This window comes from Streptomyces sp. NPDC058872, assembly GCF_042743065.1.
Lineage (GTDB): Bacteria > Actinomycetota > Actinomycetes > Streptomycetales > Streptomycetaceae > Streptomyces.
This window is the reverse complement of the sequence record NZ_JBHYMK010000014.1, coordinates 105,920-121,168: the sequence shown is the minus strand read 5'-3', so window position 1 is coordinate 121,168 and position 15,249 is coordinate 105,920. Positions and strand designations below refer to the sequence as shown.

16 protein-coding genes are annotated in these 15,249 nt (G+C 71.0%); 12 read left to right on the top strand and 4 right to left on the bottom strand.

Annotated features, from left to right (window positions below; translation table 11 throughout):
- Nucleotides 1-22 precede the first annotated feature (22 nt).
- Together ACFW22_RS11830 and ACFW22_RS11825 are read left to right on the top strand one after the other, a co-directional pair.
- Nucleotides 23-373, top strand: coding sequence for an NUDIX domain-containing protein (locus ACFW22_RS11830; protein ID WP_386401853.1), 351 nt, complete (start codon nucleotides 23-25; stop codon nucleotides 371-373).
- Between the two features lie 300 nt (nucleotides 374-673).
- Nucleotides 674-1,009: an HIT family protein gene (locus ACFW22_RS11825; RefSeq protein ID WP_386401851.1), complete on the top strand. Its 336-nt coding sequence runs from the start codon at nucleotides 674-676 to the stop codon at nucleotides 1,007-1,009.
- Nucleotides 1,010-1,173: 164 nt separating this feature from the next.
- Here ACFW22_RS11825 and ACFW22_RS11820 read toward each other — a convergent pair whose 3' ends face one another.
- A complete protein-coding gene (locus ACFW22_RS11820) occupies nucleotides 1,174-1,839 on the bottom strand; it encodes a hypothetical protein (protein WP_386401849.1) in 666 nt (221 codons plus the stop codon).
- A 227-nt stretch (nucleotides 1,840-2,066) separates the two neighbouring features.
- Between ACFW22_RS11820 and ACFW22_RS11815 the strand changes: the two genes are divergently transcribed.
- From ACFW22_RS11815 to ACFW22_RS11800, 4 genes are all read left to right on the top strand, one after another.
- Nucleotides 2,067-2,357 carry a tyrosine-type recombinase/integrase gene (locus ACFW22_RS11815; RefSeq protein ID WP_386401847.1) on the top strand — a complete coding sequence of 97 codons (291 nt, stop codon included), beginning with the start codon at nucleotides 2,067-2,069 and terminating at the stop codon, nucleotides 2,355-2,357.
- A 410-nt stretch (nucleotides 2,358-2,767) separates the two neighbouring features.
- A complete protein-coding gene (locus ACFW22_RS11810; protein WP_386401845.1) occupies nucleotides 2,768-4,153 on the top strand; it encodes an MFS transporter in 1,386 nt (461 codons plus the stop codon).
- 343 nt (nucleotides 4,154-4,496) lie between these two features.
- Nucleotides 4,497-5,204 (top strand): amidohydrolase family protein, encoded by a 708-nt coding sequence (locus ACFW22_RS11805; RefSeq protein WP_386401843.1) that lies wholly within the window; start codon nucleotides 4,497-4,499, stop codon nucleotides 5,202-5,204.
- Nucleotides 5,205-5,472: 268 nt separating this feature from the next.
- On the top strand, nucleotides 5,473-7,326 hold the full coding sequence (locus ACFW22_RS11800; RefSeq protein WP_386401841.1) for a hypothetical protein: 1,854 nt from the start codon (nucleotides 5,473-5,475) through the stop codon (nucleotides 7,324-7,326).
- A 7-nt stretch (nucleotides 7,327-7,333) separates the two neighbouring features.
- Here the strand turns inward: ACFW22_RS11800 and ACFW22_RS11795 are convergent, their stop codons facing one another.
- Both ACFW22_RS11795 and ACFW22_RS11790 read right to left on the bottom strand, forming a co-directional pair.
- A complete protein-coding gene (locus tag ACFW22_RS11795) occupies nucleotides 7,334-8,017 on the bottom strand; it encodes a hypothetical protein (RefSeq protein WP_386401839.1) in 684 nt (227 codons plus the stop codon).
- Nucleotides 8,018-8,058: 41 nt separating this feature from the next.
- Nucleotides 8,059-8,835 carry a hypothetical protein gene (locus tag ACFW22_RS11790; RefSeq protein WP_386401837.1) on the bottom strand — a complete coding sequence of 259 codons (777 nt, stop codon included), beginning with the start codon at nucleotides 8,833-8,835 and terminating at the stop codon, nucleotides 8,059-8,061.
- 354 nt (nucleotides 8,836-9,189) lie between these two features.
- On the opposite strand from ACFW22_RS11790, the gene ACFW22_RS11785 reads away from it, so the two are divergent.
- Complete coding sequence (locus ACFW22_RS11785; protein WP_386401835.1) at nucleotides 9,190-9,744, top strand: hypothetical protein; 555 nt, start codon at nucleotides 9,190-9,192, stop codon at nucleotides 9,742-9,744.
- A 173-nt stretch (nucleotides 9,745-9,917) separates the two neighbouring features.
- On the opposite strand, the gene ACFW22_RS11780 is transcribed toward ACFW22_RS11785, so the two are convergent.
- Complete coding sequence (locus tag ACFW22_RS11780; protein WP_386401833.1) at nucleotides 9,918-10,955, bottom strand: LacI family DNA-binding transcriptional regulator; 1,038 nt, start codon at nucleotides 10,953-10,955, stop codon at nucleotides 9,918-9,920.
- Nucleotides 10,956-11,128: 173 nt separating this feature from the next.
- Here ACFW22_RS11780 and ACFW22_RS11775 point away from each other — a divergent pair, with 173 nt between their 5' ends.
- The 5 genes from ACFW22_RS11775 (at nucleotide 11,129) to ACFW22_RS11755 (ending at nucleotide 15,244) form a co-directional block, all read left to right on the top strand.
- Nucleotides 11,129-12,025: an ABC transporter substrate-binding protein gene (locus ACFW22_RS11775; RefSeq protein WP_386401831.1), complete on the top strand. Its 897-nt coding sequence runs from the start codon at nucleotides 11,129-11,131 to the stop codon at nucleotides 12,023-12,025.
- Nucleotides 12,022-13,128, top strand: coding sequence for an amino acid ABC transporter permease (locus ACFW22_RS11770; protein ID WP_386401829.1), 1,107 nt, complete (start codon nucleotides 12,022-12,024; stop codon nucleotides 13,126-13,128). Before ACFW22_RS11775 ends, ACFW22_RS11770 begins: the two co-directional genes overlap by 4 nt.
- Nucleotide 13,129: 1 nt before the next feature.
- A complete protein-coding gene (locus ACFW22_RS11765; RefSeq protein ID WP_386401827.1) occupies nucleotides 13,130-13,873 on the top strand; it encodes an amino acid ABC transporter ATP-binding protein in 744 nt (247 codons plus the stop codon).
- Complete coding sequence (locus tag ACFW22_RS11760) at nucleotides 13,870-14,682, top strand: type 1 glutamine amidotransferase (protein ID WP_386401825.1); 813 nt, start codon at nucleotides 13,870-13,872, stop codon at nucleotides 14,680-14,682. The genes ACFW22_RS11765 and ACFW22_RS11760 overlap by 4 nt, the downstream gene beginning before the upstream one ends.
- Before the next feature lie 349 nt (nucleotides 14,683-15,031).
- Nucleotides 15,032-15,244: a hypothetical protein gene (locus tag ACFW22_RS11755; RefSeq protein WP_386401823.1), complete on the top strand. Its 213-nt coding sequence runs from the start codon at nucleotides 15,032-15,034 to the stop codon at nucleotides 15,242-15,244.
- Nucleotides 15,245-15,249: the final 5 nt, after the last annotated feature.

Sequence of the window (15,249 nt, the reverse complement as noted above, 5' to 3'; positions counted from 1 at the left end):
GAGACAGGAGGAAGGCTGAGACATGCGAACTGTTCCTAACGGCGGCCACGTCGAGCCGACCGATGCCACGCTGGTCGAGGCGGCAGCGCGCGAGCTGACGGAGGAGACCGGCATCGACCTCAGTCAGGTCTCTGCCGCCTCGTCGGCTCCCGTTTATGTCGAGTACGGCCTGGTGCCCGCCCGGCCTCGGAAAGGTGAGCCAGAGCACTACCACCTGGACCTCGGATACGCCTTCACCACGGTCCACGGCGAGGTGGGACGCCTTCAGGAGTCCGAGGTGACAGGCGCCGGTTGGCACCCGCTCGATGTCGCCGAACGCCTTGTCGGGAGCCGTATCGCCCGAGCGATCTGCACGCCGCCGCACGCCAATTGATTCAGAGACGATGTGCGGAGACGCTGCGCCCGCCGTACGCTGCTGCTCCTTGGAGCGCGTCGCATCGCCCGGTTGAGTGCGGATTGATGCGCGTTCGATGCCGGGTCGGGTCATCGGGCACTCTGCCAACACGCGTGTGTGTACGGTGATTTTGCCCGCACCCGGCTGGTGCGGTTGATTTCCGGGGAATGGCGGGACGCGCCGTGCAGGCTGACGCGTGACTCGCCCAATGAGAACAGAAAGCGACCGACTGTGCCGACTGGTCATGCCGCTGTCTCTGACTTCTACTGCCATCAGGCGATGTCCGGCCTGGTGCCGATCGAGAACGTCGCGGAGACGGACCGGGCACTCGCCTTCCACCACACCAACCCCGCGCACCCCGTGCACATCGTGGTGATCCCCAAGGAGCACGTGCCGTCGCTGACGGATCTGGGCAACGCCGACGCGAGCCTGTTGACGGAGGTCGTCGGGCTGGTGCGCGAGGTGGCCGCGGGGGTCGAGACGGCATACGGGTCGTGCTCGGTGACCACGAACCTCGGGCTGTACCAGGAGTCCAAGCACATGCACTGGCACGTGGTCTTCCGGGGCGAGAGCACCGAGCAGATCCTCGGCGCCTACGGTCACCACGACGGCTGAGGCCGGCCGTGCTGACGTCGGAGGGTTCGCCCGCCCACCGCGATCCACGCGACTCGCGCCGCGGCGGCGCGCACGTGATCCCGACCGGCCTTCGAAGGGCGTGCGCCGATCAACGGAGCGAGAGCCTTGCACGCCTTCGCTGACAAGTCCCTCCGGCGAGCCGGTCATCGTCCGGGACGAACCGGCACCGGTCCGGTCGCTGTGTGGCGTACGCAGCCGGCCGCCACCAGGGTCGGCCGGGCGGCGACGACGCCTCGGAGGAAACTCAGTTTGGAGTGGAAGGTGTGCTCGACCGCCCAACCACGGCTGGCGACGTAGTGCCGGAGCCAGCCGTTGATGCGCTCCATCTCGACAAGGACTTCGTCCTGGCCCTGGTCGAGGACGCCTCGCGTGCGTAGGTACTCCAGCTTGCACTGCGCGAGGATCACCGTGGGGTCCGCGAGGAGAGCGCAGCGGTCGAGGAAGATGCCGTAGACGTGACCGGTGCGCATTGACTCGCACTGGATGTCGTAGCGGACACGCTCGAAGGGCGGCATGGCCCGTACCTGGAGGCCCAGCTTGCTACGAAGGTATGCCTCGAAGCCGTCTGAGGCGACGTCGATGCCGTACACCAGCTCTTCTCGGCGGGCGAAGGTGTCCTTGGCGAACCACTTCCGCTTGAGCACGTACCCGGCGGTGACCGTGGGAACGAAGGAGGCGTAGCCGACCTCCGGCTCGGGGCCGGTGACCTCGAAGAGGTGGTTCTCGGTGTGGTGGATCTGGAATTCCTCCCGGTACTTCGGCCGGCAGCCTTCCAGCTTGCCGCCGCGCAGCGCCTTGAGTAGTTCCATGGCAGCGGCCCAGATGTCGGGCGCCGGGTCGAGGGTGTACTTGTACTCCAGCTCGGTGCCTTCGAAGTGCTTGTGGAAGCATCGGCGATGGTTGTTGAGCGCCGTGCTTGACGCGTAGTGCGCGGCCAGGACCGGGCCGAGCCAGTGAAGGGCCTGAACCGGTCCGCGGCCGATCGGTTCGCTGGTGGTGCGTACGAAGCAGGCATCCTCGGGGTGGAACTGGATCTGTGCGTAGGCGTGGTAGCCATCGGGGTGTTCGGCCAGCCGGCCTCACCCGCACGGTCACACCACACTGGCTGCGGCACTTCTTCGCCTCGGCCGGACTGTCCAAAGGCGTCCCCGTGACCGACATGGCCGAATGGCTCGGTCACCGCGACCCGCGCATCACCCACGAGACCTACGCCCACGTCATGCCCGACGCACCCGAACGCCTGCGCACCCTGATGAACTCGGTCTTCACCCGGGCCACCGAACTCGCCCTCCCGCTCGAGTTCGACACGCTCGCCCCAGCGGCCTGACCCACCCATGCCGATGATGCCTGCCGCTCCCTGAAGGGTGGGCGGCATCGCGGCACCCGCGTGGGCCGCTCGGGGTCTGCCCTCGAATGTCCCGGTTCTACGCTGCGTAGTCAGCACCGAACCAGCACGGGAGAGGAGAGAAGGGGTGCTGACGTGGGCTTTCAGGTCAGCACCGAACCAGCACGGGAAAAAATACCCGGGGGTCAGAACAGGGCATTGTGTGCCATTTCTTTCGTCGCCCATGCGCGGGCTCCAGCGGCTCTTCGCTGGTTCCGCTCCCTGCCTCATGGTGCCCGTGCGGATGTTGACGGCCCGAACTGTGGTGTCCCGCCACATACACCGCTGACCTGCACGTTCCTACGGTGTGGCGACACGTACACGTCCCCGTCACCCGCTCGGAAGTGGTGCACATGGCCGCCGCAACACACGCCCCCACGCCCTCCGGTTCGATCAAGAGGATCGTCGCCGCCAGCCTCATCGGCACCACCATCGAGTGGTACGACTTCTTCCTCTACGGCTCGGCCGCCGCCCTCGTGTTCAACACGCTGTTCTTTCCCAGTGTCGACCCGTTGGTGGGCACTCTGATCGCCTTCATCACCTATGCCATCGGCTTCGCCGCCCGTCCTCTCGGAGGTGTCGTCTTCGGCCACTTCGGCGACAGGGTCGGACGCAAGAAGCTGTTGGTGATCAGCCTGCTCATGATGGGGGGCGCGACCTTTGCGATGGGTCTCTTGCCCACGTACGGGACGATCGGCATCGGAGCTCCGATCCTGTTGACCGTGCTGCGCCTCGTCCAGGGCTTCGCGCTGGGTGGTGAGTGGGGCGGGGCCGTTCTGATCGTTTCCGAGCACGGGGGAGAGAAGCACCGCGGTTTCTGGGCGTCCTGGCCGCAGGCGGGTGCTCCGGGCGGCAACCTGCTCGCCACCGGTGTGCTGGCGCTCCTGGCTGCGTTCCAGTCGGACGCGGCCTTCCAGTCCTGGGGCTGGCGCATCCCGTTCCTGCTCTCCGGCGTCCTCGTGGTGATCGGTCTGTGGATCCGGGTCTCGGTCTCCGAGTCTCCGGTCTTCCTCGCCGCCCAGGCCAAGGCCGAAGCGGCTGCCGCACAGGGAGCCAAGGACGAGGCCCCGGTCGTCGAGGTGTTCCGGCGCAGTTGGCGCGAGGTGCTGTCGGCGATCGGCACCCGCTTCGGCGAGAACATCTCGTACTACATCCTGACCTCGTTCCTGCTGGTGTATGTCACGGTGCACCTGGAACTGCCGAAGAGCACCGCGTTGAACGCGGTCCTGATCGGTTCCGCCGTCCACTTCGTCACCATCCCCCTCTGGGGTGCACTCTCCGATCGCATCGGGCGCCGTCCGGTCACCCTGATCGGTTCCGTCGGCATGGCGGTCTGGGCGTTCGTCTTCTTCGGACTCGTCGATTCCACGTCGTTCCCGGTGATCACCCTGGCCGTCACCGCGGGCCTGTTGTTGCACGGTGCGATGTACGGGCCGCAGGCCGCGTTCATCTCCGAGATGTTCGACACCAAGGTCCGCTACTCCGGTGCCTCGATGGGCTCCCAGCTGGCCTCCATCGTGGCCGGAGCCCTCGCCCCGATCATCGCCGTCGAGCTTCTCAAGGACTACGGGTCCGCCACCCCGGTCAGCCTCTACCTGTGTGCGGCGGCGCTGGTCACCACCCTCACCGTGCTGGTCACCCGGGAGACCCGGGGTCGAGACCTCTCGCGTTCCCGGACCGAGGCGACGAGCGCGGCGCCTGCGGTTCCGGCGGGCGGCCCGGCGGGCGGCCCGGCGTAGCGCCGTGGTTCCACGCACCGCCGGTCCGACACCGCCTGGGGAGCGGTGTCGGGCCGGCGATGCGTGTTCACGGCGCCGACCGTCGTACGGCCCCGGCGGGGTCTCCGCAGGGTTCCACTCGATGTGGTCGATGCCGTACCCCTCCCGTGGAGAGGGGGACGACCGGACCCGGTGCGCGGCCCGGTTGCCGGGCCCTCTGTTGACGGCGTCCTGGCGCAGGGTCTGGGCTGCGGGATCGGTGGCGACACCGGGAGCGAGGTCTCCTGAGGAGACCGAGGCGAGGTAGAGGGCCCGCAGTTCCTCGCGCAGTCGGGGCCAGCCGTCGAAGCCGAGCTGTTGGGCGGTGCGGGCCGCTGCCCGGGACGAGTTCCGCAAGGGCGCCGTGCACCTCAAGATGCCGATCGGCGGCGGGGTCGCTTCGCCCCACGACGAGGTTTCTTCGGTCCAGTACACCGAGGAGGAGATTCGCGCGGCCGTCACCGAGGCGGTCCACCACAACCGGTACGTCACCGTGCACGCCTATCACCCCCGCGGCGCCAACCGGGCGCTGCGGGCGGGCGTGCGCTGTGTCGAGCACGGCAACCTCATCGACGACGAGACCGTCGCCCTGCTCGTCGAGAAGGACGCGTTCCTGGTCCCCACCCTGATCGCCTACGAGCAGATGGCGCGGCTCGGCAGGGCGACGGGGGTGTCCGAGGCTTCCCTCCGGAAGATCGCCGAGGTCCAGGAAGCCGGCCTGGCCGCCCTCGAACGCGCCCACCGGGCGGGCGTCAACCTGGTCTTCGGCAGCGACCTGCTCGGTGCCGTGCAGTCCGCCCAACTCCAGGAGTTCGCCCTCCGCGCCCAGGTCCAGCCGGCGGCCGACATCATCCGCGCCGCGACCAGCACGGCCTCCCGGCTGCTGAACAGGGAGGGCGAAATCGGCACCCTGGCCGTCGGTGCCCACGCGGACCTGCTCGTCGTCGACGGCAACCCCCTCGACGACATCGGTGTCCTCGTGCACCCCGAACGCAACCTGCGCCATGTCATCAAGGGAGGCGTCCCCGTCTGACGGCGGGAGCCCCGTCCGCCCCTCCAGGACCAGGACGACCTTTCCGCGCGTCCGGTCGGGGACGAAACCCCGCCGAGCGGCGACCGGGGGAACCGGCAGCAGCGCCGGAGGGGAGGCGCGTCCCGCGCCGCCCTCACCGGGGAACCGCACCGGTCGGCCCCGTCGTCCCTCCTGTCGTCTGTGGAACCGGGCGACGGCACGGTGGGGAGGCCGTCGGCGACTGCGGTTCCGCCGCACGGGTTGTTCACTCAGGGACGGTGGGCGGGGGATGAGCGGATCCGGATGGGCCGCACGGCCGGGCAAGGCGCAACTCATCGCGTTGGAGGAGGCGTTGGCGGTGCACCGGTTGGTGAATCTGACCGGACCGCTCGGCAGCGGCAAGACCTGGATGGCCGCCCGGCTCGGCTCCGCGGTCAGGATCCGGCTGGACCGTACGGGTGCGCCCGAGGCGATCGCCGGCGAGTTGGCCGAACCCTCGGCCGAGGTCCTGGTGGTGGACGATGCGGACCGCAGCGGAGACCTGGCGGCCCTCCGCGATGTGCTCGACCGGGCGGGGCACGTGCGACCGTCCGTCGTGGTCCTCAGTCGAAGACCGCTCAGGTCCACCCCCGGCTGGACCGACGCCGAGATGTGCACCGTGCACGTCCGTCCCCTGCCGGACTCGGACGTCGATGCATTGGCGACCGCGGCCGGGATCGACTCTCCGGCCGGGCGGGCGCTGGTGACCTCGTTGGCCGAGGGCATCCCGCTGCTGGCCGAGTCGGCCTGCCGGGCCCTGCACGGCGGGGCCCCGACCGATGCACCCGGCGCAGTGGCCGACCACGTCGCCGGCGAGATCTTCCTGCGGCTCGGCCGGGAGTCGCCGGAACGCCGCTGGCATGACGCGCTCCGATCGCTGGCTGCGATGGGGGCGGGAGACGAGAAGATGCTGGGGACGGAGCCCGAGCTGTTCACCGGACTCTCTGGGCTGAGCCTCGTGACGCGGACCGCTCTCGGCCTCACCCTGTCCTCGCCGTACCGCGAGGTGCTGGAACTGGCGCACCGCTGGCGCCGGCCCGTGGCGCACGACGCCCTCCGCAGCGAGGCCGTTGGCTACCGAGCAGCCCAGCTGAGGACGGCGCGCACGCCCACCGAGTGCTTCCGGATCGTGGAACACGGCCTCTTCCTCTCCGTCGATCCGCACGTGCGCCGGCTCCTGCGACCGATGGCGCCGTCGCCCGCCACGATCCGTCCGGTCGACACCTCCGATGCCGCCGAGGTCGAGGAGGTCGGCCGACTGCTGCACCGATGGGCGCGGCACGGCGGCTTCCACGGGCGCCGCTCCGACCGACTGGTCGAGCGCTGGCTCTCCGAGGGCACGGCCGACTTCGTCATCGCGCGGGACCCCGAGGACCGACCCGTCGGCGTCGCCAACCTCACCGTGATCCGTGAGCGGACGATCGCCGGGGTCGAGCCGCTGCTCCAGCAGCACGCGGCCCGGTTCCTCTGCGGCGAGGCGCCCGCGGGCCTCTTCATCGGTGCGGTCCACTGCCCCGACCCCCCGGTGCGTGCGCAGGTCCTTCGGCACACCCTTGCGCTCGCCGTCCGGCACGGCCGGACCGTCGCTTCCACCGCGAGCCCGGACTACCAGCGGCTCCTCAACGGTCTGCGGTTCCGCCCGCACGGTGCCGTCCGCGAGGACGTCTACGGGAGCGGACGCCACCCCGAGGTCTTCAGCAACGACATGAGTCCTGGGGAGCTCCCCTCCTGGCTGGACAGGTTGACCGAGCCGCACGGCGTCGGAGCCGGTCCGGCCGACCCCGACCCGCGGGCCGTCGGTCGGGCCCTGAGACAGATCGACGACCCCGTGGCGCTGGCGCGCAGTCCGCTGCTCGCCCCGCCGCACGACTCCGATCCGGCGAGCCTGCGCGCATGGCTGTGCGACGCCGTCCGGGCGCTTGCCGAGAGCCCGTCCCGCACCGAGGCCGAGGCCGGCCGCGTCCTGCAGACCTACTACCTGAGGCGGTGCGGGAGCCACGATCAGGCGGCGGCCCGTCTGCACCTCAGCCGCGCCACGTACTTCAGGCGGCTGCGGCAGGGGCTCCTCGTCCTCGGCACCCGGTACGTCGCGAGCGGTCCTTGAGGCGTGGTCAGTCCGAGGTCTCCGCCACCAGCCAGCCGGCTCCCGCGGAGTCGGAGCAGAGGTGGATCCAAATGAGGCGGTCGGACCGGCGGATGACATAGGTGCTGACGGGATTGTTGTAGATGTCCCCGAACCCGTCGACGTACTCGACGCGGACGTCGCGCGGAATGCTCTCCGTCACGTCGGCCGGGATCCGGGAGTCGGTGAGACGGACGCCACCCGATCCGGTGACCGCCGATGCGACCGCGGCGCGCAGTTCCGGTGCGGAGAACTCCTTTCCGCCCTGCGCCTGGATCGACGACCGGTAGATCTTGCCCTCGACCCACTCCAGGCCGTCGCCCGTCCAGAAGGGGACGCGACCGCGGGGAACGACCGGGCTCGGAGTCTCGGAGTTCTCGAAGCCCTCGGGGATCGAGAAGTAGGGGAAGTCACCCAGGGGGGCGTCGGAAACCGGTACTGACTCCGGGTCGAAGGGAGTCGCGCCCTCCGTCGCGGTGGGAGCGGAGGACCCGGGGCTCTCCTCGGGAGGGTTCGTGTCCCGGCCGTCCGCAGGTGCGGCGGAGGCGGTGGTGGGCGACGGAGCGGCGGAGGCGTCTGCCCCGTCCGTCCCGCCGCAGGCGACCGCGGCGGGAAGGAGGAGGGCGGTGACGGCGAGGGCGCGGGTGGCCCGGGTGAGGCGGTGGACGGTCAAGGCTCTTCTCCACGGGGTGAGGGTGCCGGACTGACGGAAGGTCACTGCGGAAGCCCGTCGGGTAGTTGGATCCGCTCGCCCCAGTCCACGTAGTCCTGCCGTCCCGTTTCCGTGCGGCCGAGGACCGTCGCGGTCGCGACGATGCGGACGGGGAGGAAGCCCTTGTCGATCCAGACCCGGTAGTCGTCGTAGGTGACGTCACCGAACTTCGGGCGCCCGGAGTAGCGGACCGCCTGGCGGCCGTTCACGGTCTCCGGGGCGGAGGCCGCCGGTTGCCACTCCGTGGTGGCGAGGAACTGCTGCTGCGCGCGGGGATCGGTGAACCCCAGGTAGGACTTGACGACTGCGTCGGCGAGTCGCTCCTCCGCACTGCCGTTCGCCTTCGCCTCGGTCCAGCCGCCGTGTCCCTTCATCCAGCCCCGCTCGTCCTTGATGAAGAGTTCGCCGCCGTCCGACGTCTTCAGGTACAGCTCGAACGGCTTCCCCATCCTGATCGGCCCGGTCGCGGAGGAGTGGGGGTACGTGGTCGTCATGCGCGCGGTCGCGGCCAGGCGGGTCGCGGTCACCAGGCAGTCGGCGAACACTGCGCCCGGAACCGGGTCACCGGGCTCCAACAGGCGCTTCGTGCACGAGTCCGACGGGCCCGTTCCCGTACCCTCGGCGGAGGGTGCGGGGGAGGCGTCCGCACGCGTCGGACCCGTGGTGCGTCCGGGTGCGGCTGCCCCGGGTCCGGTCTCCGCGCAGCCGGTCAGCGCGGTGGCCGCCACCGTCACTGCTCCGAGGAGCGCGGCCAGTCTCGGTAAGGGTCGTGCGTCCATCTCTCTTCCCCCCTGTCCTTGCGGTCGGTCCTCGCCGCCCCGCACACGGATGTTCCGAAGGTATCCGGACTTCGCGCCTTTGGAGTATCAAAGCAGTCTCAAACGACCCTTCCGCGGGCTCTGCGCCTCCAGCCCGAACGGCCGCGGCTTTCCGGTGCGGGCGATAGGCCAACTAGGCTTCGAACAGAACCACTTCAGTGCGAGCACCGTCTTCCGCCCCACCGGGCGACGGCTGCGCAGTGATCGACACCTGCACCACCGGCCCGTGCCGTTCCCTCCGGTGACCGGCCGGGCCGCACCCCCCCCGGCATCCGTACGGCGGAAACGACGACAACCACGAAGGAGCGGGATCCGATGACCGAGACCTCTGGCCGACGCGCCGGTAGCACGGATGCGGCGGTGCCGACGGCGAAGCGCCGTTCCGGTCCTGTTCTGCGGGGCGCCGTCGCCCTCGCGGGCTCCCTGCTCCTCGTCGTGCCGGTCGCGGCGTGCACCGGTGGGGGTACGGAGGGTGCGAAGGCCGCGGGCGCGTCCACGGCCGCCGGGACGGTGCCCCCCGACCGTGCGGACGCCCCGCACGGGAAGGCCCCCGCACGGATCTTCACCCGAACCGCCGACGAGCGCGTTCCTTCGCTCTACGCCCATCTGCAGGGCACCCTCGTGGTCACCGAGGACGACTGCGTCGCGGTGGCCACGGACCCGAAGCGCGAGCCGGTGTCCATCGTGTGGGGACACGGCTGGTCCACCCGGGAGGAGAACGGCAAGACCGCCGTGTACGACGCCGAGGGCAGGCTCTTCGCCAAGGAGGGGGACCGGGTGGGACTCGGGGGTGGGTCCTCCGGTCGGGGCGAGGCTCCGTGCCTCACCGGGCAGCCCTTCGAGGCCAACGACGACCAGGCCGTCGCCTGAGGCGGTCCGCCCGTCTCCCGGGCCGGCTTCCGTCGCCCTCCGGACGCGTGGGGTCCCAAGCAGCCGGTGGCCGGTGACCCCCGCGACGACCTTCGGTACGACCGGGTCGAGGCCGGGTCGAGGCCGGGACAGGGCGGGGCGAGGCCGGGTCGAGGCCGGGCCAGGGCGGGGCGTCAGTCGCGTCGGGTGGAGGCGCGGGGGATCACCGTGCAGGGAACGGTCACCTCTCGGGCCGGCAGGCCGTCGAGCAGGTCGATCAGCAGGCCGACCGCCTCCACCCCCAAGCGGTTGGCGTCGAGGTTGAGCGTGGTCAGTGGCACCTCCCAGTCCCCCGGGGCGCCCGAGTGGTCCGCCTCGCGCATCACGCTGATCATCAGGTCCCGGGGGATGTCCAGACCGAGACGGCGGGCGGCGGTCACCAGGGCCTGGCCGTAGGTCTCGTTGATGCCGTGGACCGCATCGGGGCGGTCGGGTGGTGTGAGCAGGCGGAGGGCCGCCTCCACCGGCTCTTCGGCGGGGGTCGGCGCCTCGATGAGCGGGTCCTGCCCCACTCCGTCGCACCAATCGCGGTAGAGCCGCTCGCTGTCCTGGGTGTAGGCGTCGGCCTGTGAGCCCGACAGCAGGGCGACGCGCCGGGCGCCGGACTCCCGGAGGTGGCCGAGGACGTCCGTCATGCCGTTCACCAGGTCGCTCTCCACGGTCGGTACGTGCGTCTGGTCCGGGTCCAGGGGGCGGCCGTCGGTGACCACGGGCAGGTGGCGGCGCGCGCATTCGGCCAGTACCGGGTCGTCGCGCACCGGATCGACGACGATCAGGCCGTCCATCGGCACCCGGGCCCACAGGCCGGAGGCCGGATCTCCGGGGATGGCGACCAGCGCGTAGTCCCGTTCCACCGCGGTGACCGAGGCGCCTGCCGTGAACGCCGCGTAGTAGGGGCGGTAGGTGCCTTCCCAGGGCCTGTCCCGCATGTGGCCGATGGCCAGGCCCAGGATGCCGGTGCGTCCGGAGACCAGCCCGCGGGCGACCGGGTCGGGGCGGTAGCCGAGTTCCTCCGCGGTGCGGAGCACCCGGCTGCGGGTGGCCGCGGCGATCTTGCCCTTGCCGCTCAGGGCGTGCGAGACGGTGGTGATGGACAGGCCCGTCGCCCGGGCCACGTCCCGGATGCCGATGCGCTGCCCGGTGGGCTTCCGTGTGTTTCCCCCGGTGGTCATGCGTGCTCTTCCCTCTGCTTCGTGTGGGTGCGGGATCAAGGCTGGCAGATGGACCGCCTCGGTCCAAGCCCTCGGAGTAAAACGTTTTTGTTCTGTTCGGGCGCGACTCTTGACGAGGCCAAAACGTTTTGGGCACCGTATCTGCCACATCCCCGCCTCCCGAGGAGCTCTCCTTGCGCAGCTTCCGCATGCCCGCCGCCCCCGCACTCGCCGCCCTGTTGCTCACCGGCCTCACCGCCTGCGGCAGCGGTGCCGGCGGCGACTCCACCACCCACACCACCGATTCCAAGGGCTCGCGGAACTACGGCGCCTGCACGGTGACCGGAACAAAGGGCTCCCTCACCCTCGACACCGTCGAGGACGGCACCCTCACCGTCGTCGGAGACCTGCCCAGCCCCGGTTGGTGGGACGGGGACACCGTCCGGGACATCGACAGCGGCTACGAGTACTGCCTGGCGGCGAACCTCGCCCACCGCGCCGGCCTCGACAGGCTCACCGTCCGCAACGTCTCCTTCGACGCCCTCGTCGCCGGCAAGTCCAAGGACTTCGACATCGCCCTCGCCGAGATCTCCATCACCGACGAGCGCCGCAAGGTCGTGGACTTCTCCGCGCCCTACTTCGACTCCAACATCGGCGTCCTCGTCAGGACCGAAGCCCCCGTCACCCAGGGCGACGTCGCGACCAAGCGCCTCGGCGTCAAGCAGGGCACCACCGGCGCCGACTTCGTGCGCAACGTCCTCAAGCCGCGCCAGGAACCGAAGGTCTTCACCGGCGACGTGGAACTGCAGGCGGCGCTCCAGGCGGGCCAGATCGACGCGGCCCTCACCGACGTCGCCATCGTGCTCGGGAAGGCGCAGCAGTCGAAGGGCGCGCTCGCCGTCGTCGGCCAGTACGCCACCGGCGAGTCCTACGGTGCGCTCTACCCCAAGGGCAGCAAGAACGCCGCCGCCGTCGACGCCGCCCTCGTCGACATGCAACGGGACGGCACCCTCGACGCGCTCGCCACCACCCACCTCGCCGAGGCCTTCGGCGGGGACCCCGCCGCGATCCCCGTCTGGAGCACGAAGTGAGCCTCACCACCGATCTGCTCGCGCCGCGGCGGGAGCAGCCACGAGCCGCCGCGACCCCACCGCCGGCCGCCCTCCCCCTCGCCACCGCCGCGACCGCCGCCGTCCTGTCCGTCGTCGCGACCGCCGTGACCGCCGCATGGTCCGTACGGGACGCCGTCCCCGGCACCGCCACGACGGCCGCCGTCGGCGCGCTCGCCGTGAGCACCGCCGTCCTGCCGCTGCTGCGGCCGGCCCTCCGCGCCCTGCGCGGGGCGAGGGACGCCACCACCGCCTGGGCCGATGACCGACGGGCCGACGCCCGGCGGTCGGCCGCACGGTCCAGGGAGGACGCCTGGACCGTGCTCGGCTGGTCCTTGCTGGTGGTCTGCCTGATCGGAGGAGCGTGGTTCGTCCTGGCGAACGACCGCGCCGTCCAACGCACCTTCTTCGACGGCGGAGTGATCGGGCTCAGCGTCTCCGAGATCACCTCGGCCTTCGGCACCAACCTCTTCATCGCACTCGTCTCCCAGGCCCTCATCCTCGTCTGGGGACTCGCCCTCGCGCTGGCCCGCATGGCTCCGGGCCGGGCGGGCCGCCCGCTCCGGCTCCTCGCCACCGGCTACATCGACGGCTTCCGTGCCGTTCCCGCGGTCATCGTCATCTACCTGATCGGCTTCGGCCTGCCGCTCGCCGAGGTGCCGCTGCTCAGCTCGCTCAGCCCGATCTGGTTCGCCGTCCTCGCCCTCACCCTGACCTACGGGGCCTACGTGGCCGAGGTCTTCCGGGCCGGCATCGAATCCATCTCCCCCGGCCAGACGGCGGCGGCCCGCTCCCTCGGGCTCTCCCGGAGCGCCACCCTGCGCCACGTGGTGCTTCCCCAAGCCACCCGGCGCGTCGTACCGCCCCTGCTCAACGACTTCATCAGCCTGCAGAAGGACACCGCGCTGGTGAACGTCATCGGGACCATCGACGCCTTCAACCAGTCGAAGATCTACGCGTCCAACCACTTCAACCTCTCCTCGGTCACCGTGGTGGCCTTGCTCTTCGTCGTCATCACCATTCCGCAGGCCCGACTGGTCGACCGGTTGGTGGCCCGTGAGCACAAGCGCGGCAAGGAGGCCTGACATGGCGTTCATCGAGATCGACGCGGTGCACAAGAGCTACGGGAACACCCCCGTGCTGCGCGGCATCGACCTGGAGGTCGAACAGCACCAGGTGGTCACCCTGATCGGTGCTTCCGGCAGCGGCAAGTCCACCCTGCTGCGCTGCATCAACGCCCTGGAGGACATCGACGGCGGTGAGATCCGGGTCGGCGGCGAGGTCGCCTCCGGCCCCGGCACCGATGTGGACCGGTTGCGGCGCGACGTCGGGATGGTCTTCCAACACTTCAACCTCTTCCCGCACATGACCGTCCTGCACAACGTGGCCCTCGCCCCCATGCGGGTCGCCGGCACGCCCCGTCAAGAAGCGGAGGAGCGGGCCCGCACCCTGTTGGAACGCGTCGGCCTCGGCGCCAAGGCGAACAGCCTGCCCGACCGGCTCTCCGGAGGGCAGCAACAACGCGTCGCCATCGTGCGCGCCCTGGCCGGCGGACCCCGCGCCCTGCTGCTCGACGAGATCACCTCGGCGCTCGACCCCGAACTGGTCGCCGAGGTCCTGGCCATCGTCCGCGAACTGGCCGAGGGCGGCATGACCATGCTGCTGGCCACCCATGAAATGGGCTTCGCCCGGGAGGTGTCGAGCAAGGTGTGCTTCCTGCACCAAGGAGTCCTCCTGGAAGAAGGGCCACCGGAGCAGATCTTCGGAGAGCCCCGGGAAGAGCGGACCCGGGCGTTCCTGCGCCGCATCGTCGAGGCGGGACGCCTGTGAGCGCCCCGCTGGTGCTCGTCGTCGAGCACGAACACGACACCGGACCCGCCCTGGTCGGGGACCGGCTGGTCCGGGCCGGCCTACGACTCGACCTGCGACGTCCCTGGCGGGGCGACCCCCTGCCCGACGACCTGTCGGAGCACCACGGCCTGTTGGTCCTCGGCGGGGCGATGGGCCCCTACGAGGACGCCCGGGCGCCTTGGCTACCGGCCGTCCGCGCCCTGCTCGGGGAAGCCGTCGACCAGGGGCTCCCCACCCTGGGCATCTGCCTCGGGATGGAACTCCTCACCGTCGCCTGCGGGGGCGAGGTCGTCCGTGCCGCCCACCCCGAGGTCGGGCTGGTGGAACTGACCCCCCTGCCGGAGTGCGCCACGGACCCCCTCTTCGGGGCCGTCCGGGGTCGCCCGTCCGCCGTGCAGTGGCACTGGGAGGAGACCGCGAGGCTCCCGCACGGCGCCGTCCCGCTGCTCACCGGCGTGCACTGCACCCATCAGGCGTACCGCCTCGGCGACCGGGCCTGGGGAGTGCAGTTCCATCCCGAGGTCCTGGCCGCCGAGACCGCCCAGTGGGCCGATGACGAGGCACCGGTGCGCGCACTGGGACTCGACCCGGCGGAGGTGGTCCGCCAGGTCGACCGGGCCGAGGGAGTCCTGCGTTCCTGCTGGGGCGCTTGGGCGGACCGGTGGGCCGCGGTGGTCCTGGCCCCGCGACCGGCGGGGGAGCCCGTACCCGGTCCCGGGACCGTCCCGCCACCAGCGGCCCCGGAGTCCCGCCCGCGGCCGACACCGCCCGTGGAGGGCGTTGCCTGATCGACGACGGCCGTGAGGCCCTGCCACGCGGTCGCCCGTACCCCTCGGTGGCACACCGTCGCCGAGCGGTGCGGGCTTCCGCCGACGCACCGGCCGCGGGAGGTGGTGCCGGCCGGCCGGCATGGGGAAGAATGGGCCCGTGACGACGTGAAGAGCACGGGGCGAGTGGCAGCGGTGGCGCAAGGCCGGGAGCGGGGAGATCGTTCCGGAGGGCGACCGGCAGTGCTGTGCGGGCTGCGGTGCGCCCGTCTGCTCGTACCAGTACCGTCCGCACCCGCCCGAGTCGCCCTCGTACGAACGGTGCATCGGACTCCTCTGGTGCTCGGGCTGCCGGGTGTACTCCGGCGCGATGGTGCACGTGCCCCGGGAGCGCGTCCTCGACGACGCCCTCGCGTCCTTGACGCCCGATCGGCGGGAGCGGATCGAGCGAAGCGAATCCCGGCTCGTCGACTTCTTGGACCGGCGCCTCCGCACGACGGCCAACGGTCCGGTCGAAGCGCCCCTCGCTCCCGTGGAGGCCATCCGGCCCCGGCCCCACCGCCCTGCGGACCAACCGACATGAAGGGA